The organism is Paracoccus yeei ATCC BAA-599 (assembly GCF_000622145.1).
Classification (GTDB): Bacteria; Pseudomonadota; Alphaproteobacteria; order Rhodobacterales; family Rhodobacteraceae; genus Paracoccus; species Paracoccus yeei.
In genome coordinates, this window is the sequence record NZ_JHWH01000001.1 from 360,629 (window position 1) to 382,850 (window position 22,222).

18 protein-coding genes are annotated in these 22,222 nt (G+C 69.6%); 6 read left to right on the top strand and 12 right to left on the bottom strand.

Going from position 1 to position 22,222, the window contains the following annotated elements:
• Positions 1-21: 21 nt before the first annotated feature.
• The 7 genes from BU28_RS0101760 to dusB all read right to left on the bottom strand — a co-directional run bounded on the left by BU28_RS0101760 (position 22) and on the right by dusB (position 10,770).
• The gene (locus BU28_RS0101760) at positions 22-1,644 is read right to left on the bottom strand and encodes a TrkH family potassium uptake protein (RefSeq protein WP_028717923.1); all 1,623 of its coding nucleotides are present in this window, start codon (positions 1,642-1,644) and stop codon (positions 22-24) included.
• A 12-nt stretch (positions 1,645-1,656) separates the two neighbouring features.
• Positions 1,657-3,033: a Trk system potassium transporter TrkA gene (gene trkA, locus BU28_RS0101765; protein ID WP_028717924.1), complete on the bottom strand. Its 1,377-nt coding sequence runs from the start codon at positions 3,031-3,033 to the stop codon at positions 1,657-1,659.
• A gap of 326 nt (positions 3,034-3,359) precedes the next feature.
• Entirely contained in the window at positions 3,360-4,748 is a 1,389-nt protein-coding gene (gene ntrX / locus BU28_RS0101770; RefSeq protein ID WP_028717925.1) for a nitrogen assimilation response regulator NtrX, read from the bottom strand.
• Positions 4,745-6,958 (bottom strand): sensor histidine kinase NtrY-like, encoded by a 2,214-nt coding sequence (locus BU28_RS0101775; RefSeq protein WP_233145017.1) that lies wholly within the window; start codon positions 6,956-6,958, stop codon positions 4,745-4,747. The genes ntrX and BU28_RS0101775 overlap by 4 nt, the downstream gene beginning before the upstream one ends.
• 129 nt (positions 6,959-7,087) lie before the next feature.
• Positions 7,088-8,578, bottom strand: a complete 1,491-nt coding sequence (locus tag BU28_RS0101780) for a sigma-54-dependent Fis family transcriptional regulator (protein WP_028717927.1) — start codon at positions 8,576-8,578, stop codon at positions 7,088-7,090.
• Between the two features lie 9 nt (positions 8,579-8,587).
• Positions 8,588-9,748 (bottom strand): two-component system sensor histidine kinase NtrB, encoded by a 1,161-nt coding sequence (locus BU28_RS0101785; RefSeq protein ID WP_051577668.1) that lies wholly within the window; start codon positions 9,746-9,748, stop codon positions 8,588-8,590.
• The gene (gene dusB / locus BU28_RS0101790) at positions 9,745-10,770 is read right to left on the bottom strand and encodes a tRNA dihydrouridine synthase DusB (RefSeq protein ID WP_028717929.1); all 1,026 of its coding nucleotides are present in this window, start codon (positions 10,768-10,770) and stop codon (positions 9,745-9,747) included. The genes BU28_RS0101785 and dusB overlap by 4 nt, the downstream gene beginning before the upstream one ends.
• A 231-nt stretch (positions 10,771-11,001) precedes the next feature.
• Between dusB and BU28_RS0101795 the strand changes: the two genes are divergently transcribed.
• From BU28_RS0101795 to BU28_RS0101810, 4 genes are all read left to right on the top strand, one after another.
• Positions 11,002-12,384, top strand: a complete 1,383-nt coding sequence (locus BU28_RS0101795; protein ID WP_028717930.1) for an L-serine ammonia-lyase — start codon at positions 11,002-11,004, stop codon at positions 12,382-12,384.
• A gap of 197 nt (positions 12,385-12,581) precedes the next feature.
• A complete protein-coding gene (locus BU28_RS25995; protein ID WP_036761756.1) occupies positions 12,582-13,430 on the top strand; it encodes a hypothetical protein in 849 nt (282 codons plus the stop codon).
• A 60-nt stretch (positions 13,431-13,490) separates the two neighbouring features.
• Positions 13,491-15,725, top strand: a complete 2,235-nt coding sequence (locus BU28_RS0101805) for a YjbH domain-containing protein (RefSeq protein ID WP_028717931.1) — start codon at positions 13,491-13,493, stop codon at positions 15,723-15,725.
• Between the two features lie 8 nt (positions 15,726-15,733).
• Entirely contained in the window at positions 15,734-16,378 is a 645-nt protein-coding gene (locus BU28_RS0101810; RefSeq protein WP_248616116.1) for a YjbF family lipoprotein, read from the top strand.
• Positions 16,379-16,547: 169 nt separating this feature from the next.
• Here BU28_RS0101810 and BU28_RS0101815 read toward each other — a convergent pair whose 3' ends face one another.
• The 4 genes from BU28_RS0101815 to BU28_RS0101830 form a co-directional block, all read right to left on the bottom strand.
• A complete protein-coding gene (locus tag BU28_RS0101815) occupies positions 16,548-16,766 on the bottom strand; it encodes a hypothetical protein (RefSeq protein ID WP_376744040.1) in 219 nt (72 codons plus the stop codon).
• A 205-nt stretch (positions 16,767-16,971) separates the two neighbouring features.
• The gene (locus tag BU28_RS0101820; RefSeq protein ID WP_028717934.1) at positions 16,972-17,763 is read right to left on the bottom strand and encodes an iron chelate uptake ABC transporter family permease subunit; all 792 of its coding nucleotides are present in this window, start codon (positions 17,761-17,763) and stop codon (positions 16,972-16,974) included.
• Positions 17,764-17,770: 7 nt separating this feature from the next.
• A complete protein-coding gene (locus BU28_RS0101825; RefSeq protein WP_028717935.1) occupies positions 17,771-18,550 on the bottom strand; it encodes a metal ABC transporter ATP-binding protein in 780 nt (259 codons plus the stop codon).
• Positions 18,547-19,050, bottom strand: coding sequence for a Fur family transcriptional regulator (locus tag BU28_RS0101830; protein ID WP_028717936.1), 504 nt, complete (start codon positions 19,048-19,050; stop codon positions 18,547-18,549). The genes BU28_RS0101825 and BU28_RS0101830 overlap by 4 nt, the downstream gene beginning before the upstream one ends.
• Before the next feature lie 86 nt (positions 19,051-19,136).
• Between BU28_RS0101830 and BU28_RS0101835 the strand changes: the two genes are divergently transcribed.
• Complete coding sequence (locus BU28_RS0101835; protein WP_028717937.1) at positions 19,137-20,117, top strand: zinc ABC transporter substrate-binding protein; 981 nt, start codon at positions 19,137-19,139, stop codon at positions 20,115-20,117.
• A gap of 210 nt (positions 20,118-20,327) precedes the next feature.
• The gene (gene hemP / locus BU28_RS21770; protein WP_080622767.1) at positions 20,328-20,504 is read left to right on the top strand and encodes a hemin uptake protein HemP; all 177 of its coding nucleotides are present in this window, start codon (positions 20,328-20,330) and stop codon (positions 20,502-20,504) included.
• 111 nt (positions 20,505-20,615) lie between these two features.
• On the opposite strand, the gene BU28_RS0101845 is transcribed toward hemP, so the two are convergent.
• Positions 20,616-22,217: a pseudouridine synthase gene (locus BU28_RS0101845; RefSeq protein ID WP_028717938.1), complete on the bottom strand. Its 1,602-nt coding sequence runs from the start codon at positions 22,215-22,217 to the stop codon at positions 20,616-20,618.
• Positions 22,218-22,222: the final 5 nt, after the last annotated feature.

Sequence of the window (22,222 nt, forward strand, 5' to 3'; positions counted from 1 at the left end):
GGAGGCGTGGCATCCGTCCCACTATCGCCGCCAGTATTCGGGCGACAGCAGCGCCAGGATGGCCAGCGTCTCGACCCGGCCGGCGATCATGGCGCCAGCTAGGATCGCCTTGGTCAGTCCGGGCAGGCCGGCCCACCCCTCCCACGGCGCGCCGGCAAGACCGGCCGAGCCCTGGAAGGTCGGCACCATCGGGATCGCGCCGGCCAGGGGCCCGGTGTTGGTCAGCGCGGCAATCGACAGGATGGTGGCGCTGTCGAACTCGATCCCCTGCAGCGAGATCAGCATGATGACCACCGCGATCGAGCTTGCGAACAGCATGAAGAAGATGAAGGCCAGATAGGCGCCCTCGTTGCGCAGGCGGCGCGCCATCAGACCGCCACCCCCGACCGAGTTCGGATGCACGATCTTTTCCAGCTCGCGCTGGGAATGGCGGGCCAGGGCATAGACCCTGAGCAGCTTGACGCCGCCGGCCGTGGTCGCGACCCCGCCCCCCATCATCGCAAGCCCCGCCAGGATCAGCCCGGGCGAGCTGAGCCCCGACCAGTTGCGCGCGCCCTGCCATTCGACCGAGTTCCAGCCCGTCGTCGTCAGATAGCTGAGCCCGTTGAAGATGCCGCCCCAGGCCGCCGACAGCGCATTGTCCAGCGTTTCCAGCACCCCCCGGGCGCCGGTCGGCGACACGCCGATGGCGCCCAGGAAATGGCGCGCGAACAGCGTCAGCGCGACCAGCAGCACCATGCCGGCAGCGATGCGCAGCTCGGGGTCGCCGGTCCAGCTTTGCGCGGTCTTCAGCTCCATCCCCCCCGGCCAGAACCGCCGCGACAGGGCCGGAATCAGGAACAGGAAGATCACCGCCTCGCCCGCGATGCCGCTGGACTGGACGGCGGGGCCGCCCACCGGGCTGATGCCGCTGGTCGACAGCGTGCCCATGGCGCGCGTCAACGCGACCAGGCCCGATTCCCCCAGCATCAGCAGCAACACCCACATGGCCAGCGTCAGCCCGGCATAGATCGGAAAGACCTGCCAGAACGACCGGACGGCGCGGCTGACCGGGTCGATCAGCTCCGTCTGGAAGGCGGGCGCCGACAGGTGGGTGACCACGGGCGACATGTCGGCCGAGCGCGGCAGGCGCTGGAAATGCTCGCGCCGGCCATAGGGCAAGGACATGATCTCGAACCCGCCGACCCGCAGGGGGGCCAGCAGGGCGACGGCGGCGACCAGGATGAACAGCCCGCCCAGCCAGCCGACCAGCGCCCGCCACAGGTGCAGCGGCGCGGGCAGCAGCTCGGCCGCGTAAAGCGAGGCGCCCGTGGTGGTCAGGCACGAGATCATCTCCCACCAGGCGTTGAAGAAGCCGGTGTCGGGCAGGGACAGCACGAAAGGCACTGCCATCATCGCCGGCAGCACCGTCATCGCCCCCAGCATGGTCAGCAGGACGCTGCGCGGCCGCGACTGGTCGGGCCGGTCGGCGGTGGCCAGCGCGACGATCCCGGCCAGGATCAGGAACAGCCCCGCGCAGCCCAGGAAATCCGCGCCGATCCCGTGCTGTTCCAGCGCATGGGCGTAAAGCCCAGGGACCAGCATCGCCAGCGCCGCGAAACCGGCCAGGATCACCAGCAAGGGCAGGCGCAGCAGCAGGCCCATCCCGCGCGCGCCCTAGAAGAAGTCGATCGAGACCTGCAACAGGCGCTCGACCTCGGGGATATCGGCGGCAAGGGCAAAGATCACGATGATGTCGCCCTCTTCGATGCGCAGATCGCCGGTGGGCTTGACCACGCGCTCGCCCTTCTGGACGGCGCCCAGAAGCGCGCCGCCGGGAAACTCGATGTCGCGGATCGGCCGCCCGGCCAGGGGCGAGGTCGACAGCACCTGCGCCTCGATCACCTCGGCCTCGGCGTCGCCCACCGAATAGATGTCGCGCACCCGCCCGTGCCGGATGTGGCGCAGGATGGTCGAGACGGTGCTGGCGCGCGGGTTGATGAAGGCGTCGATGTCCAGGGGCTCCATCAGCGACATCAGCGTCGGATCGTTCACCAGCGAGATGACCAGCCCCGCCCCCGCCTGCTTGGCGCGCACGGCGGCAAGGATGTTGGTCTTGTCGTCGTCGGTGATCGCCAGGACCGCATCGGCGCGCGGCACGGCGGCTTCCTCCAGCAGTTCGGCCGAAAGCCCGTCGCCATGCAGGACGATGGTGCGATTCAGCGCATCGGCGGCGTCCTCGGCCCGTTCGCGGTTGCGCTCGATCAGCTTCAGCCGCACCCGCTCGGGCCGGGCCTCCAGCGCCTGGGCCACGGCAAGGCCCACGTTGCCGGCGCCGATGATGACGACGCTTTCCTGCTTTTCATGCGGCTTGCCAAAGATCTCGAGCGTGCGGCGCACGTCCTCGGTCAGAGTAAAGACATAGACCTGGTCGCCGTCGAACAGCTGGTCGCCCGGTTCGGGCGCGAACAGCCGGCCGCCGCGCCGCACCCCGGCGACGATGGCCGAAAGGCTGGAGAACATCTCGTTCAACTGGCGCAGCGGGGTGTTCAGCACCGGGCTGTCGAGATCCAGCGAGATGCCCAGAAGCTGCAGCCGCCCGGTCAGGAAGGTCTCGGCGTCGAAGGTCGAGGGCGCCGAAAGCCGCTGCAGGGCCGAGCGCGCCACCTCGCGTTCGGGGCTGATGACCACGTCGATGGGCAGGTGGTCGGTGCGGTAGAGGTCCGACCAGATCGCGTCCAGATAGGCCGGGGAACGCAGCCGCGCGATCTTTCTGGGCACCTGAAAGACGGAATGGGCCACTTGGCAGGTGACCATGTTCACCTCGTCCGAATGGGTCGCGGCGATGATCAGGTCGGCGTCGCGCGCGCCTGCCCGATCCAGCACGTCGGGATGGCTGGCAAAGCCCGTGACGCCCTGGACGTCCAGCGCGTCGGTCGCCCTTCGGATCAGTTCGGCATTGGTGTCGATGACGGTCACGTCATTGCGTTCGCCCGACAGATGGCGCGCGATATGCCAGCCGACCTGCCCCGCCCCGCAGATGATGATCTTCATGTCCGTCCCGGTTCCTGCCCCTGGTGAAGGGCGATCCTAACGCGCACGAGCCCCGGCGGATACAGGGAAAATGCCGTGTCCACCCGGGCATCGGCGGCCCGGGCTGCACGGTTGCATGGGTATTTGGAAAGCGGTGAAGGATTAGCCATTTGTTAAGATCGGCGATGTAGCAAGGCAATGCGGTACAGGCTGGGGAGCCGATGACCGCAAACGGTGAAAGCGCCCCGGGCCGCCCGGGAACTCCTGCAGGGCTCCCGGTTGTCCGGGGCGCAACGCCTGTCATTCACCGTTTTCCAAATACCCATGCGACGCTGCAACCTGCGCCGTCACTTGCCCATCATTTCCTCCTCGACACGCATCCCGCCGACCACGCCCAGGGATTTCAGCTTGCGGTGCAGGGCCGAGCGTTCCATGCCGACGAATTGCGCCGTGCGGCTGATGTTCCCGCCGAAGCGGTTGATCTGGGCCAGCAGGTATTCGCGTTCGAACAGTTCGCGCGCCTCGCGCAGCGCCAGGCTGGTGATCTGGGGGCCAAGCGCCAGCGCCTCGCCCGCGCCGTTGCCGCCGCCCTGGGATTCCAGTTCCGACGGCTGGATCGGGCCGGTGCCGTCGCCCAGGATCAGCACCCGCTCGACCACGTTGCGCAGCTGGCGGATGTTGCCCGGCCAGGCCATCGCCTGCAGGGCGGCGATGGTTTCCTCGGGCAGGCGGCGCAGCGGCAGGCCCTGCTGTTCGTGGAACTGCTCGATGAAATGACTAGCCAGCAGGGCGATGTCCTCGCGCCGCTCGGCCAGCGAAGGCACCGCCACCGGCACCACGTTCAGCCGGTCGTAGAGTTCCTGGCGGAACCGGCCCGAGGCGATTTCCACCGCGAGGTCGCGGTTGGTCGAGGAGATCACCCGCAGGTCCACCCGCACCTTGTCCGTGCCGCCCGAGCGCTGGAACTGCTGTTCGGTCAGCACGCGCAGGATCTTGGGCTGCGTGCCCAGCGGCATGTCGGCGACCTCGTCGAAATAGATCACGCCGCCATGCGCCTGCTCCAGAAGCCCGGGCTCGACCCCCCGTTCGGGGCTTTCGCGGCCGAACAGCACCTCTTCCATGTGGTCGGGTTCGATCGTGGCGCAGGAGACGGTGATGAAGGGCGCGCGCGCGCGCGGGCTGTGGGCGTGGATGTAGCGCGCGGCCATTTCCTTGCCCGCCCCCGGCTCTCCGGTCAGCATGACGCGACCGTTCGATTTCGACACCTTGTCCAGCTGCTCGCGCAGCCGGCGCAGCGGCGCGGACTGGCCCAGCATCTCGGTCGAGCGGCTTTCGCCGCGCTTCAGGGTCGAGTTCTCGCGCCGCAGCCGGGCGGTTTCCATGGCGCGGCGGATCACCACCAGAAGCTGGTCGATGTTGAAGGGCTTCTCGATGAAGTCATAGGCGCCCTGCTTGATCGCCGCGACCGCGATCTCGATGTTGCCATGCCCCGAGATGATGACCACCGGAACCTCGGGGTTGTTGCGCTTGACCTGCTTGAGGATGTCGATCCCGTCCATCCGGCTGTCCTTCAGCCAGATGTCGAGCACCATCAGCGCCGGCTCGGCCAGGTTCAGCTCGGCCACGGCCTGGTCGGAATTGGCCGCAAGCCGGGTCGAGAAGCCTTCGTCGCGCAGGATGTCCGAGATCAGCTCGCGGATGTCCTTTTCGTCGTCGACAATCAGAATGTCACTCATTTCACTGTTTCCTGCTCGGGTTTATGGCGTCGCGCGGACAGGCGCACGGGCTGGCGTTCGCGCGGCAGACGGATTTCGGCCATGGCGCCGGCCTGGCCGGGGGCGTCGGCCAGCGTCAGGCTGCCGCCGTGCTCCTCGACGATCTTCTTGACGATGGGCAGCCCGAGGCCGGTGCCGCCCCGCTTCATGGTCACGTAGGGCTCGAACAGGCGCGAGCGGTCCTCGGGCAGGCCGGGACCGTTGTCGGTGATGCGGATGGTGACGACATCGGGCGCCTCGGCCAGTTCGATGCGGACCTGGGGCTGCCAGCCCTGGGGCGGGTCCTCGCGCTTTTCGTCGATGGCCTCGCCCGCGTTCTTCAGAAGGTTGGTGAAGACCTGGCGCATCATGCCGGGATCGGCATCGACGATCACCGGCCCCTCGGGGATCTGCGACACCAGCGCGCCGCCCAGCGCGTCGCGCTGCATCAGCTCGGCCTCGCGCAGAAGGCCCGCGATGTCAGTTTCCTTGCGGTCGGGCTCGGGCATGCGGGCAAAGCGGGAAAATTCGTCCACGATCCGGCGCAGGTCGTTGGTCTGGCGGATGATGACGCCGGTCATCTGCTCCAGCGCCTCGGCTTCGCCGCCGACCAGCGGGGTGAACTTGCGCCGGAGCCGTTCGGCCGAAAGCTGGATCGGGGTCAGCGGGTTCTTGATTTCATGCGCGACGCGGCGGGCGACATCGCCCCAGGCCGCCATGCGCTGGGCCGAGACCAGGTCCGTCACGTCGTCCAGCGCGACGACATAGCCTTCCAAGCCCCCCGCCGCGCCGCGTCGGATCGCCATGCGCACCAGCAGGCTTTCGACACGGCCGTCGCGCGACAGCCGGATTTCGTCCTGCACCCATTCGTTCACCGACTGGTGCAGCTTGTCGAAGAGCGGCGCGAACTCGGGCACCACCTCGGACAGAAGCTGGTCGTGCGCGGTGGCGGGGTCCAGCCCCACCAGCCGGGTGGCCGAGCGGTTCAGGAAGTCGATTTCCCCCGCCGCGTCCAGCCCGATGACCCCGGCCGTCACCGAGGACAGCACCGAATCGAACAGCCGCCGCTGGTCGTCGGCGGCGCGATAGCTTTCGACCAGCTCCTGGCGCTGCTGCTTCAGCTGGCGGGTCATGCGGTTGAAGCTTTGGCCCAGGGTCTGGATTTCGTCGCCGGTGTCGGGTTCGGGGATCTGCAGGTCCAGGTTGCCGCGCCCGACCTGTTCGGACGCCTCGGCCAGCCGCCCGATGGGGCGCGACAGGCGGTCGGCGAACCACAGGCCCAGCCACATCGCCGCCGCCACCAGAAGCAGCGCAAAGCCCAGATACAGCAGCGAGAATTCCAGCAGCAGCCGGCCGCGTTCCTGTTCCAGCGTCTGGTAGCGGCCGACGGTCTGGCGGGTGTCGTCCAGCAGGCTCAGCAGGTTGCCGTCCACGTCGCGGGTGACATAAAGGTATCGGTCGGCCAGCGGCGCCAGCGGCAACAGGGCGCGGAATTCGTTGTTCGGCCAGTCCTCGATCAGCACCAGCCCCTCGGCGCGCGAGCGGTCGAAGTCCTGCGCCGTGGGCTGTTCGTACCAGAACTGATAGCTGCGTTCGCCGCGCGCGCGGATGATGCCGCGCCCGTCGACCACATAGGCCTCGCGCAGGCCGCGCTGGATCAGCGCCTGGCCCTGCCCCAGCAGCAGGCGCAGCGCGCCGTCGTCGATCATGGGGTTCTGCCGCGCCGCCTGGGTCAGGGCCCCGGCCAGCAGGCGCGCGTCGTTCGTCAGGTCGCGGCGGTGTTCGTCCTGATAGGCCTCGGCCGCGGCGAGCGAGCTTGAGACGACCTGCCGGACCTGGTTCGAGAACCAGCCCTCGAGCCCGATGTTGACGGTGACGCCGGCGAACAGCGCGACCAGCACCGTGGGCACCAGCGCGATGGTGGCGAAGACGCCCACCAGCCGCATGTGCAGCCGCGACCCTGCCGCCGACTTGCGCCGCGCGGCGACGATGCGGGCCATGCGCGCGACCACCAGGCCGGTCAGCACGATCAGGTAAAGCAGGTCCGCCAGCAGCACCAGCCGCAGCAGCGTCCCGCCCGAGGTCGCCCCCGCAAGGGGCCCCATCACGGCGAAGGTCAGCCCGGCCAGCACCGGGCCCAGCACCGCCAGACTCAGCGTGCCCGCATTGCGCCAGAATCGCAGCCTGCGCAGTCGTGCCACGCGTTTCCACGTGCTTTTGGACAGCGTTTCCGCCAACTTGCCCCACCTCGCGGTTTCGCCGCTGTGCCGCGGCCGTTCTGTGGCCGCTGCGTAACGAACGTGGGGCCATCTGTGGCCGTTTTACATCAGCTTGCGGCGCCGTGTCACCTCGATATTCAGGTCGGTCAGCTTCTTGCGCAGCGTATTGCGGTTTATTCCCAAAAGATCGGCGCATCTCAACTGGTTGCCGCCGGTCGCGTCCAGCGCGATTTCCAGCAGAGGCTTTTCAATCTCGCGCAGAATCCGGTCGTAAAGGCCGGGGGGCGGCAACTGGTCGCCGTGCAGGTCGAAATAGCGCTGCAGGTGCATTTCGACCGATTGCGCCAGCCGGGCGTTCGCGGGCTCGGCCACGGCGGCGGCGCCGGGTGCGCCCGACGCCGGGCCGGCCGCGGGCACCGGGGAATTGGCCGGGGCGGGCATGCGCGGGACCGGCGCGGGGCTGGCGCCTGCGGGCGCGGCCATGGGGATGGATTCGGACAGGGCGGCGCGGGCCTCGGCCTCGGTGATCTCGGTCCCGGCGGCAGTCAGGGCCAGCCGGCGCATCAGGTTTTCCAGTTCGCGCACGTTGCCGGGGAACGGATAGGCGCGGATCAGCGCGGTCGCGCCCTCGGACAGGCTGCGCGCCGGCAACCCCTGCGAGGCGGCGCGGGCCAGCAGGTGGCGGGCCAGCGGCGGAATGTCGTCCACGCGCGAGCGCAGCGGCGGCACGGTGATCGTCACCCCGGCGAGCCGGTAATACAGGTCCGCCCGCAGCCGCCCCGCGGCGACATCGGCCTGCGGCTCGGGCCCGGTGGTCGAGACCAGGCGCGGCATCTGGTTGCGGCCGGGGCCGACCTCCCAGGCCTCGATCAGGCCGATCAGCCGGGCCTGGGCGGCGGCGCCGAAACCGGCCGGATCCTCGATCAGCAGGGTGCCGCCGGCGGCGCGTTCGCCCGCCCGCGCGATGGCCTCCTCGGACAGGTCGGCCGAGGTCAGCACGGCAAAGCCCGCGTTGCGCCGGTCCGACAGGTCGTGAAAGGACCGCGCCACCACGGTCTTGCCCACCCCCGCCTCGCCCGCGATCATCACCGGCAGGTCGGCGTTCAGCACGCGCGCCACCATGCGGAACAGGTTCTGCATCGCGGGCGCGTGGCCGATCAGCGGCAGCGCCGGGTCGGCCGCCGCCTCGGGCGAGGGGATGCCCGCCGGCACCGGGTCCGAGCGGCGCGCGCGGCGCGACAGGGCCTGGCCCGCGCGTACCATCAGGTCGGGCAGGTCGAAGGGCTTGGGCAGATAGTCGAAGGCCGCGGCCTCGGTCGCGCGGATCGCGGTCACGATGGTGTTCTGGGCCGAGATCACGATCACCGGCAGGTCGGGGCGCAGCTTGCGGATCTGGGGGATCATGTCGATGCCGTTGCCGTCGGGCATCATCACGTCGGTGATGACCAGATCGCCGCGCCCCTCCTCGACCCAGCGCAGAAGCTGCGCCAGCGAGCCGGTGGCGTGGACCCGGCACCCCGCCCGGGTCAGGGCCTGGGTCAGGACGGTGCGGATGGTGCGGTCGTCGTCAGCGATCAGAACGGTGCCGTCCATGGGGAAACCTCAGGCTTTGGGAAGTGAGATGCGGAAAACGGTGCGCCCGGGGCGGCTGTCCACCCCGATCCAGGCGCCGTGGTCGGTGATGATCTTGGACACCAGCGCCAGCCCCAGCCCGGTGCCGTTCTCGCGCCCGGACACGAAGGGCTCGAACACCTGGTCGGCGATGGCTTCGGGGATGCCGGGGCCGTCGTCCTCGATCTCGATCTGCAGGGGCAGGCTGCGGCCCTGCGGCTCGGCTTCGGTGGGGGCCAGGCGCAGGGTGCCGTCGTAGAAGCTGCGGATGCGGATGGTGCCGGTGTCGCGGCCGGCACGCCCGATCGCCTCGGCCGCGTTCTTGACCAGGTTCAGGCAGACCTGCACCAGCTGGTCGCCGTCCGCCAGCGCCGTCGGCAGCGAGGGGTCGTAGTCGGGCACGATCTTGAGCCCCTTGCCGAACCCCACCGCGGCCGAGCGGCGCACCCGCTCCAGCACGTCGTGGATGTTCAGCTCGGTCAGCTTGGGGGCCGAGGTGTCGCCGAAGCGTTCGACCTGGTCCAGCAGCTCGACGATGCGGCGCGATTCGGCGACGATCAGGTCGGCCAGGTCGCGGTCCTCGGGCGCCAGGTTCATGCCGATCAGCTGCGCGGCGCCGCGGATGCCGGCCAGGGGGTTCTTGATCTCATGCGCCAGCATCTCGGCCATGCCGATGGCCGAGCGCGCGGCCGAGCGCACCGCCCGCGCCTGCCCCAGCCGCCCCGCGCTGTCGCTGGGCGCGATCAGGATGCCGACGCCGCCGGCGGGGCTGGGCACCGCGCCGGCATGGATCGTGGCGATGCGGTCGGTGTGGCCGCCCAGCTGGTCGCCGATCTCGAACCGGACCGAGGAATGGTTCAGCGCATCGCGCCCCTCGCGCACGCGGTCCAGAATCTCGGCCAGCGAGGGCAGGATGCGCAGGCGCTTGCGCATCTCGGCCCCCTCGATCGGCTGGCCCAGGGCCGAGCGGCGCGAGACGTTCAGGAACGCCTCGGCCAGATCGTTGATGGCGGCGACGCGGCCGCGCGCGTCCAGGATGATGGCGGGCAGCGGCAGGGCCGACCAGTTCGGCCCGACCTCGGCCGGAACGAAGTCCGGGGGCAGGTCGTGCGCGGGACGGGGGTCGGGCTTGACGGGCACGCGAAACCTCATGCGCAGGACCCCTGAGGCGCGGCATCGGCAAAGCCCGCGCGGATGGCGGCGAGCGCGGCCCCGGGGGTGGGCGCACGCATCAGTTCGGCCCGGTTCGGCGCGCCGTTCGCCTCGGCATACCAGCCCAGGTGCTTGCGGGCGACGCGCAGGCCCAATTCGCTGCCGTAAAGCGACAGGATGTCGTCGTAATGCCGGGCCACCGCATCGGCCAGCGCAGCGCCCTGCGGCACCACCGGCGCGGGCGTGCCCCACAGCGCATGGGCGATCTGTGCGGGGCGCCAGGGCGCGCCCTGCGCGCCACGCCCGACCATCACCGCATCGGCCCCCGACTGCGCCAGGGCCGCGCGGGCGCTGGCCGCATCGACCACGTCGCCATTGGCGACCAGCGGGGGCCGGCCGGGCAGGTTCGCCACCGCCCGGATCGCCGCCCAGTCGGCGCGGCCGGTATAGAACTGCGCCCGCGTCCGGCCATGGACGGTCAGCATCCTGACCCCCGCGGCCGAGGCGCGCGCCGCAAGCTGGGGCGCGTTCAGGCAGCCGTCGTCCCAGCCCAGCCGCATCTTCAGCGTGACCGGCAGGTCCGGGACCGCCCCCACAACCGCCTCGACCAGGTCCAGGGCGTGGTCCAGGTCGCGCATCAGCGCCGCGCCCGACAGCCCGCCCGTCACCTTGCGCGCCGGGCAGCCCATGTTGATGTCGATGGCGCGCGCCCCCATGTCCGCCACGATCCGCGCCGTCTCGGCCATCGCGACCGCCTCGCGCCCGGCGATCTGGACGCTGACGGGGGACGCACCCTCGGTCAGCGCCTTGGCGCGGACGGCCGCGCGGGTCGAGGCCCGAACCGAGGGATTGGGCGTCACCATCTCGGTCGAGGCGACCATCTCGCTGACCATCAGTCCCGCGCCGCCATGGCGCGCGACCGCGCGACGGAAGGCCAGATCGGTAATGCCGGCCATCGGCGCCAGAAACACCGGGGGGCCAAGCCGCATGTCGCCAAGGATGATCGGTTCGGGCAATCTCATGGGAACCTCGTAGGACGCGGCGCGGGGATGCGAAAGAAAGAGGCGACTGCCTGCCGGAAAGGCGGAGGCAACCGCCCCGGTTCTGCCTTAATTAGGGGCAGAATGGCGCATTTTCCATCAGAAACGGTTTTCCGCCCTGTCGCGAAGTTGCCGACCGCCCGTCGCAGCGGCACTGGCATCCGGGGGTCCGGGGCATTACCTGATGGGCAAGAAAAGGATAAGGGGCGCACCATGTTTCTGTCGGTGTTCGACATCTTCAAGATCGGGGTCGGCCCGTCCTCGTCCCACACCATGGGGCCGATGGTGGCGGGCGGGCGGTTCCTGGACGCGCTGCGCGCCCAGCCCTTCCGCGCGCACGGGCTGCGCGCCAGCCTGCACGGCAGCCTGGCCTTTACCGGCAAGGGCCACGCGACCGACCGCGCCACCATCCTGGGCCTGGCGGGATTCCTGCCCGAAACCATGGATGCCCAGGCCGCCGAAGCCGCGCTGGAGCTGAACCGCCAGACCCTGGTCCTGTCGCCCGAAGGCTTGGGCGATCTGGCCTTCGATCCAGGCCGCGACCTGATCTTCGATTTCGACCGCGCCCTGCCCGGCCATGCGAACGGCATGATCCTGATGGCGACCGACGCCCAGGGCGACGTGATCTTTCAGGAGATCTATTATTCCATCGGCGGCGGCTTCGTGATGACCGAGGCCGAGCTGGCCGCCAAGGGCAGCGACACGCGCAGCGACGACGCGCCCCGCGTCCCCTATCCCTTCGCCAGCGCCGCCGAGATGCTGGAGATGGCCGCGAAATCGGGCAAGTCCATCGCGGCCATGAAGCGGGAAAACGAACGCGCGCATCGCTCGGATGCGCAGATTTCCAGCGGCATCCGGCGGATCTGGCAGGTGATGCGCGACTGCATGGACCGCGGCCTTGCGACCGGCGGCACCCTGCCGGGCGGGCTGTCGATCCGCCGCCGCGCCGCCGGCATCCATGAGGCGCTGAAGGCCGAGGCCGGCATGAACCTGACCGCGCCCCATGTCATCAACGACTGGATGTCGATCTATGCCATGGCCGTGAACGAGGAGAACGCCGCCGGCGGCCAGGTCGTGACCGCGCCGACCAATGGCGCGGCGGGCGTGGTGCCGGCCGTCATCCGCTATTGGCTGGACCATGTGCCGGGGGCCAGCGAGCGCCAGTTGGACGATTTCCTGCTGACGGCCAGCGCCATCGGCGGGCTGATCAAGCACAACGCCAGCATCTCGGGCGCGGAATGCGGCTGCCAGGCCGAGGTGGGCAGCGCCTCGGCCATGGCGGCGGCGGGGCTCTGCGCGGTGCTGGGCGGCACGCCCGAGCAGGTCGAGAACGCGGCCGAGATCGCGCTGGAGCATCACCTGGGCATGACCTGCGACCCCGTGCGCGGGCTAGTGCAGGTGCCCTGCATCGAACGGAACGGGCTGGGCGCGATCAAGGCGGTCTCGGCGGCGAGCCTGGCGCTGCGCGGCGACGGCCAGCATTTCGTGCCGCTGGATTCGGCCATCGAGACCATGCGCCAGACCGGCGAGGACATGAGCCACAAGTACAAGGAAACCTCGCTGGGCGGGCTGGCGGTCAACGTCCCGAACTGCTGAAGCGCGGCGCCCGTGGCGGGCGCGGCGTTCGGGTATTTGAAAAACAGTGAAAACCTGTGGGCGGCCGGATCCCGGGGCGAAACCTTGCCACAGTCCTGCCACGGCAGTGTCGCACATGGCGCGCGGCGCTTGCCCAACACCGGGGGTTCCTGTAGCCAGTGGGCATAAGGAAAACCCAAGGAACCGGGACAGAGCAGATGAATTTCCGTTCGGCTTTCGCCGTGCTGTCGATGACGGTGGCCCTGACCGCCTGCGGACAGTTGCCCTTCCAGCAATCCGAGCCCGAGGCGCCGGCCCATTCCGGCCCGCCCACCGTGTCGCCGCTGGACCAGCCGATCGAAACCGGGGCCGAGGCGATCCCCGTCTCGACCGCCGAGGCGAGCACCATGCAGACCGCCATGTTCCGCGCCGCCGGCAACGGCTGGGTGGCGACCGCGTCCGACAAGACCGCCGTGCTGGAGCGCGCGGGCGCGAAGTCGGTCGGGGTGACGGTGCGGCGCATGACCTATGGCCGGGGCGTCGAATTCGTCGGCAGCATGAACGGCCAGGTGTTTTCGCTGAACATCCGCGCCGCCGAATGCGACACCGGCAGCGGCAAGGCCCCGTTCAGCGCCCGGCTGAAGGTCGGAAGCCAGAGCATGACCGGCTGCGCCGCGCCGACCGACACCATGCCCAAGGCCCAGGTGAAGGCCGCATCCGCCGCGCCCAAGCCCAAGGCCGCGGCCAAGCCCGCGACGCCGGCGGCGAAACCGGCCACGCCGGCGTCGGCGCCCGCCCCGGCGGCGACCCCCGCCCCGGCAGCGGCGCCCGCGACCGAGCCCGCATCGACGCCGGAATCGACGCCGGCGCCGGCCGCTGAGCCCGCGACGCCGCCGGCGGCCGAAACGCCGGCCCCGGCCAAGCCTGCGGCGACCACACCCGCGCCTGCCGCGACCACACCCGCGACCTCCGCGCCCGAGGCAGCCCCGGCCGAACCCGCGCCGGCCGCGGACCCGGTGCCCGCGCCGTCGGTCGTCCTGCCCGAAACCCCGCCCGCCGCAGAGTGACGCCCCTTCGGCCCGCGCGCCCTGCGCGCGGGTCGCCCGCTAGCCTGAGAGGACCCGCCGATGCGCGCCCATTCGACCCTGACCCGCCGCCTGCTGGCCTCGACCGTTCCGGCGGCGCTGCTTCTCAGCCTGGGGGCCCAGCCCGCGCGCACCGATCCGATGATCGGCACCGTGATGAACAGCTATGGCCTGCCCGGCGCCGTGGACACCCCCACCGCCGAGATGCTGCCCGATGCAACCCTGGGCGCCACGCTGAGCTACTCCGACCTGGCGCGGCGCAACACGCTGGTCTTTCAGGTCCTGCCCCGGCTGACCGTGGCGCTGCGCTATAGCCGGTTCGACATCCGACCGGATTCGGACGGGGTGCTGACGTCGGACGAACGGCGCGGCTATGTCTGGGACCGCAGCTTCGACCTGCGCTATCAGATCCTGGACGAGGCCGAGTCCGGCTGGCGGCCTGCGGTGGCCATCGGCTTGCAGGACTTCATGGGGACCGGCTTTTACAGCAGCGAATACATCGTCGCGACCAAGACCATCACGCCGCGCCTGCGCGTCAGCGCCGGTCTGGGCTGGGGCCGGATGGCCAGTTCCGGCGGCATCGGCAGCCCCTTTGGCGACCGCGAGCCGCCCGACACGGGCGAAGGCGGCAAGCCCAATGTCGATCAATGGTTCCGGGGCGAGGCCGCGCCCTTCGTCAGCGCCACCTGGCAGGCGACCGACAAGCTGGCACTCTCGGCCGAATATTCCGGCGACGACTACAGCTGCGAGACCGGCAATGCCAATGAATGCCGCCGTGCCGTCTGGCTGGACGACAAGGACGAACTGAAGAACCACATCAATCTGGGCGTCTCGTACAAGTTCGGCGAGAACTATGAGCTGGGCGCCTTCGTGCTGGGCGGCCAGCATTTCGGCCTGCAGTTCAGCGTCGCCATGGATCCGCGGCAGTCTCCGTTCCCGTCGGGGCTGGAGAAGGCGCCGGCGCCGGTCCGGCCGCGCCCGGCGCCCGCCGCCGATCCCGACGGCTGGTCGGGGGCCTGGTCGGCCGATCCGACCGCGCAGCCCGCGATCCAGAAGGCGCTGGGCGACGCGCTGGCCAAGGAAGGCCAGATGCTGGAATCCATGGCGCTGGACGCGAACCGGGCCGAGGTGCGCATCCGCAACAACCGCTATATCCAGCAGGCCGAGGCCGTGGGGCGCACCGCGCGGCTGATGACCCGCGCGCTGCCGCCTTCGGTCGAGACCTTCGTCATCACATCGTCGGAGGACGGCCTGCCGACCTCGTCGGTCACGCTGCGCCGGTCGGATGTCGAACGGCTGGAAAACAGCGAGGCGGGCCGGATCGCCAGCGTCGCCGTGGTCAGCGACGCCGATCCGCGGCCCGGCAATCTGGTGCGGGCGCCAGGCGAGTTTCCGCGCTTCCGTTGGGCGCTGAAGCCCTATGTCTCGACCTCGCTTTTCGACCCGGACGAGCCGTTCCGCTATGAACTGGGCGCCGAGGCGGTGGCGGAATACGAAATGACTCCGGGCCTGGTCCTGGCCGGATCGGTGCGCCAGCGCGTGCTGGGCACCACCAAGCAGGAAGGGCCGGGTGGCATGGACCCGGACGAATACGAGGATCTGGATACCGATTATGACGAGAACGGCGTGCCGCGCGTGCGTTCGGACAGCCGGATGTACTCGGGCAACAAGAGCCCGACCATCCCCCGCCTGACGCTCAGCTATTACGCCAAGCCGGTGGAGGCGGTCTATACGCGGCTGACGGTCGGCCTGATCGAGCGCGCTTATGCGGGTGTCAGCGCCGAGGCGCTGTGGTATCCGACCAATTCGCAGCTTGCCCTGGGCGCCGAGATCAACCGTGTGCGCAAGCGCGACTTCCGCGACGCCTTCGGCCTGCGAGATTACGAGGTCACCACCGGCCATCTCTCGGCCTATTACGAGTTCCAGAACGGCATCGCCGCGCAGTTGGACGTCGGGCAGTACCTAGCCGGCGACAAGGGCGCGACCCTGACCGTGTCGCGCCAGTTCGCCAACGGCTGGCGGGTCGGCGCCTGGGTGACCAAGACCGACATGAGCGAAGAGGATTTCGGCGAGGGCTCGTTTGACAAGGGCGTCAGCCTGTCGATCCCGCTGGGTTGGGGCACCGGCGATCCGTCCTTGCGCCGTGTCGGCGGCGACATCCGGTCGCTGTCGCGCGATGGCGGCGCGCGCCTGCGCGTGGATGGCCGGCTTTACGACAAGGTCCGGGAAAGCCAGTCGGGCCAGCTTTACCAAGGTTGGGGGAGGTTCTGGCGATGATCGGAACAATGATGCGCTTTTCGATCGGCGCCACTGCGCTGGCCCTGCTGGCCGCCTGCGGCAACATGGGGGGCAGCGGCGACTCGATCGCGGGCAAGCTGGCTCAGGCGGCGCGCCAGAGCGTCGATGCGCGCAAGGCCGGTGCCCAGCCCGCCCAACCTGCCGACCCCGCGCAGATGGCGGCGACGGCGCTGCGCGTGAACTCTGGGCCGTTGATCCTGGTCGGGCTGGAAAGCAGCGGCACGACGCAGGTCATGGCGATGACCGGCCAGAATGCCGGCCAGCGCACCTATATGACGCCGAACGAACAGGCGCTGATCCTGCGCGACGGCATGCTGGCGGGCACACGCGGCCTGGGCCACGACCTTTCCGTGGCCGAGGCAGAGCAGTCCGTGGCGCTGATCCAGGCTGGCCGGAGCGGCCAGGCGCGCCGAGTGATGCGCTATTGGACCGGCGACGGGCTTGAGCGCCCGCTGAGGCTGGACTGCCAGATCGGGGCCGGCCCCAAGCCCGGCGTCATGCTGGAAAGCTGCGTAAACGGCCCCCTGAAGTTCCAGAACAACTATCTGGTCCAAGGCGGGCGCATCACCGTGTCGCGCCAGTGGATCGGGCCGAACCTGGGCTATGTGACCATCCAGGAACTGCGCCCCTGACAGAGGGCGCCAGGACTGCAGAAAGGCCCGCAACGATGCGGGCCTTTTCCGTTCCGCCAAGCGAAGGGCGTCAGTTAAAGGCGCCAAGCTGGCTAGACGGTGCCCCCTTGAATGCGAAAGGGCTGGCCCGTGGGCCAGCCCTTCCTTGCCGAAGCTTCCTGGTGGAAGATCACTCGGTCGAATCGTCGTCGTCGTCGTCATCCGAAGCGACGGCAGCGATGACGCCCAGCAGCAGCAGAGCCGGAACGACGAGGCCAGCGTTCGACGAAGCGGGCTTCTCGTCGACAACGACGGGCTCGACGTCCACGACGGGGGCAACGTAGCCACCGGCGAGAGCGGAGGAGGCCGTCAGGCCCATTGCCAGGGCGAAGGTAGCGAATTTGGTCATGATCATGCTCCGTTCAGTACTTTGAAGGCTGCCGTTTCCAGCAGCATCGTTGAGACAGTCGCATAAAGCCAATGACTTGGAAAGCGGTCTTGAAAGCGGCTTTGGCGTTGGCGAGCGCGACTGTTGCATATTCGCCAACACGTTTAACGATAGGCGAGATGCCGCCCGCACACCAGCCCGTTTCGGCAGTCCCCTGCCCCGCCGATCACCCTTTCGCGCGCTGGTAAAACCCTAAGGATATTGCATAAAATACCGCCGAGATCGCCACGATGGACGGTCCGGCCGGCGTGTCGAAATGCAGGCTGGCCCAAAGCCCGCCCAGGACGGCCATCGCTCCGATCAGGGTGGCGGAACCCGCCATCTGCTCGGGCGTTCTGCTGAATCCCCGCGCCGCCGCGGCGGGAATGATCAGCAGCGCGGAAATCAGCAGTGCCCCGACCATTCGAATCGCGATTGCGACGACGATCGCCAGGGCAATGGACAAAATGAACCGCTCGCGGCGCGGGTCGATGCCCGAGGCGAGCGCCAGTTCCTCGTTCACCGAGGCGGTGACCAGCCGCTGCCAGCGCCAGGCCAGAAGCCCCAGGACCAGCGCAGCCCCGCCCCAGATCCAGGCCAGGTCGGCCCGCGTCACCGCCAGGATGTCGCCGAACAGATAGCTGTCCAGGCTGGCGCGCAGCGTCGGGATGAAGCTGGCCGCCAGCAGGCCGAAGGCCAGCGCGGAATGGGCGATCACGCCCAGCACCGTATCGACCGCCTGCCCCCGCCCGCTGAGCGCGGCGACGATCAGCGCCACGGCGATCGCCACCACCAGCGTGCCAAGGTAATAGGGCAGCGCAAAGGCAAAGCTCAGCGACACGCCCAGGATCGCCGCATGGGCGGTCGAATCGCCGAAATAGGCCATGCGCCGCCACACCACGAAGGAGCCCAGCGTTCCCGTCGCCAGGACCAGCCCAAGCCCCGCAAGGACCGCGCGGGTCAGGAAATCGTCAAGCATCGGTGCCTCAGTGATGATGGTGATGGTCGTGGCCGCAGTCCGGGCCGTGGACATGATCCGTCACATGGTCGTGGTCGTGATCGTGGTGATGGCGGTAAAGCGCCAGCGTGCCCTGCGAGTCCGCGCCAAAGAGGGCACGATAGGCCGGGGCCGCGCTGACCACCTGGGGCGTGCCCTCGCAACAGACATGGCCGTTCAGGCAGACCACCCGGTCGGAGGCGCGCATGACCACCAGCAGGTCGTGGCTGACCATCAGGACGGCGGCGCCGGTTTCGGCGCGCACCTCCTCGATCAGCTTGTAGAAGGCGACGATGCCGGGCTGGTCCAGCCCCTGCGTCGGCTCGTCCAGCACCAGCAGCTGGGGGTGGTTCAGCAGCGCCCGGGCCAGCAGGACGCGCTGGAACTGCCCGCCCGACAGCGACACGATCTGGCGCCCCTCAAGCCCCGGAACGCCCGTCCATTCCAGCACGGCGGCGGCCTGGGCGTCGGTGACGCGGATCGGCAGCGACAGGAAGCGGCGCACGGTCATGGGCATGGCGCGTTCGATATGGACGCGCTGGGGGACATAGCCGATGCGCAGGCCGCGCAGCCGTTCGACCCGGCCGCTGGCCAGCGCCACCTGCCCCAGCATCGCCCGCACCAGCGTCGACTTGCCCGAGCCGTTGGGGCCCACGACCGTCACGATCTCGGCCGGGTCGATGTGCATGTCCACATGCGACAGCACCGGCAGGTCGGCGCCCGGATGGCTGACGGTCAGGTCCGTCGCCCGGATCAGGGCGGTGGTCATGCCGCGTCGCCCGCGCAGCGGCTGCACAGCCCCAGCAGTTCCACCGTGCGGCGTTCCGGGGCAAAGCCGTTCGCGGCGCAAAGCCCGGCCAATGCCTCGCGCAGTTCGGGGCTTTCGGCCTCGGCCACGGTTTCGCATTGCCGGCAGATCAGGAAGGCCGGCGAATGGTCGCGCTGGTCCGAGACGCAGGCCGCATAGGCGTTCAGCCGCCGCACCCGATGCGCCAGCCCCTGTTCGACCAGGAAATCCAGCGCGCGATAGGCGACGGGGGGTTGCTTGCCGTAGCCCTCGGCGGACAGCCGTTCCAGCACGTCATAGGCCCCCAGCGCGCGGTGCGATTCCAGCAGGATCTCCAGCACGCGGCGGCGCACCGGGGTCAGGCGGACGCCTTCGGCGCGGGCCTGCTCCTCGGCCCGGCGCAGCACGGTCTCAGAGCAATGGGCGTGGTCATGGGCGTGGAACGGGTCGGGTGCCGCGCCGTTGGGGGAATCGGGGCTCATATGTTATACTATCACATTTTTCTTGACGGGTTACGATATAACATAAATAACCGGAGCGTTTCCGCAATAGCATTGGCCTTCGCTTCATGTCCCATCTTCGTCTTTTGCCGCCCGCCCTTGCCGCGCTTGCGCTGTCGGCCCTGCCCGCCCTGGCGGCCCCGCCCCGGATCGTGACCGACACCGCCGTCACCGGCGCGCTGGTGGCGCAGGTCATGGGGGACCTTGGCGCGCCCGAGGTTCTGACCGAGGCGGGCGCCGACCCGCATCACTATCAACTGCGCCCCAGCCAGGCGCGCAAGCTGCAGGACGCGGACCTGCTGGTCTGGGTCGGGCCCGAACTGACCCCCTGGCTGCAATCCCCCGCCGAAGGGCTGGCGCGCGGCACCGCGCTGGCGCTGCTGGCCCTGCCCGAGACGCAGCGCCAGTCCTATGCCGCCGAGGGTGGGCATGACGCGCACGCGCATGATGACCACGGGCACGAGGAGCATGACCATGACCATGACCATGAGGGCCACGGCCACGACCATGAGGGCCACGACCATACCGGAACCGACCCCCACGCCTGGCTCGACCCGGAAAACGGCCGGGCATGGCTGACGGCCATTGCCGAGGCCCTAGCCCGGCACGACCCCGAGAATGCCCAGACCTATCGCGCCAACGCCGCGGCCGGCGCGCAGGCGCTTGCCGCGCTTGAGCAGGAGTTGCAGGCGCAGTTGCAGCCGGCGCAGGGCAAGACCTTCGTGGTCTTTCACGACGCCTACGGCTATTTCACCGGGCACTTCGGCCTGAACCCGGCGATTGCGGTCAGTCTGGGGGACGCGGCGGCGCCATCGGCTGCCCGGCTGAGCGAGGTGCAGGACCGCATCCGCGATTCGCATGCCACCTGCGCCTTTCCCGAGGCGAACCACGATCCGAAGCTGTTGCAGGTCGCGGTCGAAGGCACCGGCGCACGCCTGGGCGCGGCGCTTGATCCCGAAGGCACCCGGCTGCCGCCCGGCGCGGGGCTCTATGCCCAGGTGCTGCGCGGGATCGGCACGGCCCTGGCGGATTGCCTGACCGCGCCATAGATCCCGACGCCCCCTCCGGCGGGCGGGATGGGCGGGTGCCGCAAGCGGCATCCGCCTTTTTCACGTCTTCCGTTCAGGCCGCACGCTCCAAGGCGCTGAAAAAGGACGAAAAGCCTCTTTCTAATAATACCCGAGTATTTTTCTTTGACATCGCGAAAACAAGCTGGCAGATTGTCTCTACCGCGACAGAACACCAACAAGGACATGGACATGACCGCGACCCGCCCCGCAGAATTTGCCCGCCCCGGCGTGACCGCTCTTCAGCGCCTGCCCGAACACGACGCCGAGGTGCTGACCGCCGGCGGCAACCAGGCCCTGATCGTTCTGGGCGATCAGGTCTATAACCTGCGCATCACCCGCGCGGGCAAGCTGATCCTGACGAAGTAAGCCTTTCCTGCTTCTCCTCCCCCTTCTCTCTCTCGACGGGACGACAGCCTTTCCCGACGAAAAAAGGGCGCGGCCTCCCCCCGCGCCCTTTTCCTTTTCGTTGGTCCGGGATCAGCCCTTGCGGGGTCCCTTGCCGGGGCCGCGCTCGCTGCGCGGGCCGGGCTTCGGCCCCGGACGCGGACCCGGCTTGCCGGTGCGGGCGCCGGGCTTGCCGAAGGGCTTGCCGCCGGGCCGATCCCCGCCCGCCCGCTCGGGGCGCCCCTGCGGCTTGCCAAAGGGCTTGCCGCCCTCGCGCTTGGCGAAGGGCTTGCGATCCCCCTCCTCACGGCGGGCAAAGGGCCGGTCGCCCTCCTCGCGCTTGGAAAACGGCCGGTCGCCCTCGCGCTTGGCAAAAGGTTTACGGTCGCCATCCTCGCGCCGGGCAAAGGGTTTGCCGCCCTCGCGCTTGGCAAACGGCTTGCGCTCGCCATCCTCGCGCTTGGCATAGGGCTTGCGGTCGCCGTCCTCGCGGCGCGCAAAGGGCCGGTCGCCATCCTCGCGCCGCGCAAAGGACTTGCCCCCCTCGCGCTTGGCAAAGGGTTTGCGGTCACCGTCATCACGCTTGGCAAAGGGTTTCCCACCATCGCGCCGGGCGAAAGGCTTCTCGCCGTCCTCGCGCTTGGCGAAGGGGCGGTCGCCGTCGCGTCGTGCAAAGGGACGGTCGCCCTCGCGCTTGGCAAAGGGCTTGCGCTCGCCATCCTCGCGCTTGGCAAACGGCTTGCGATCGCCATCCTCGCGCCGGGCAAAGGGCTTCCGCTCGCCATCCTCGCGCTTGGCGAAGGGCTTGCGGTCGCCGTCATCCCGCCGGGCAAAGGGCTTGCGCTCCCCCTCGGCCCGTCCCGCCGAGGGGCGGCGCGGGCGGTCGCCGTCGCGGTCGTCCCGGCCCGCGCCACGTTCGCGGAAATCGCGGGGCTTTTCGTCCACCTCGCCCGTCAGCAGCCCGCCAAGCTGGTCGCGCAGCACCTTGCGCTTGATCTCGCGCACCTCGTTCGGCTCAAGCCCCGTCAGCTTGAAGGGACCGTAGCCGATGCGGATCAGCCGGTTCACGATCAGCCCGACATGGGCCATGGCGCGGCGGATCTCGCGGTTCTTGCCCTCGCGGATGCCGACGGTCAGCCAGGCGTTCGCGCCCTGCTGGCTGTCCAGGCTGATCTCCATGGGGGCGAATTCCTCGCCCTCGATGGTGGCGCCGCGGCGCAGGGGGCCAAAGGTCAGGTCGTTGGGCTGGCCGTTCACCCGCACCCGATAGCGCCGCAGCCAGCCGGTCGCCGGCAGTTCCAGGCGACGCTTCAGCTCGCCGTCGTTGGTCAGCAGCAGCAGCCCTTCGGAGTTCAGGTCCAGCCGGCCCACGGTCATCACCCGCGGCAGGTCGCGCGGCAGGGCGTCGAACACGGTCTGGCGGCCCTTTTCGTCGCTTTCCGAGGTCACCAGCCCCAGGGGCTTGTAATACAGCCACAGCCGGGTTTCCTGCGGCGCCTCGAGCGGCTTGCCGTCGACCGTGACGCGGTCGCCTGGGCCCACGTCCAGCGCGGGGCTTTCGATGCGCGTGCCGTTCACGGCGACGCGGCCCTCCAGGATCATGCGCTCGGCCTCGCGGCGGCTGGCGACGCCGGCGCGGGCCATCACCTTGGCGATGCGGTCGGTCTGGGGTTGGGGTTCGGTCTTGTCGGTCATGGCGA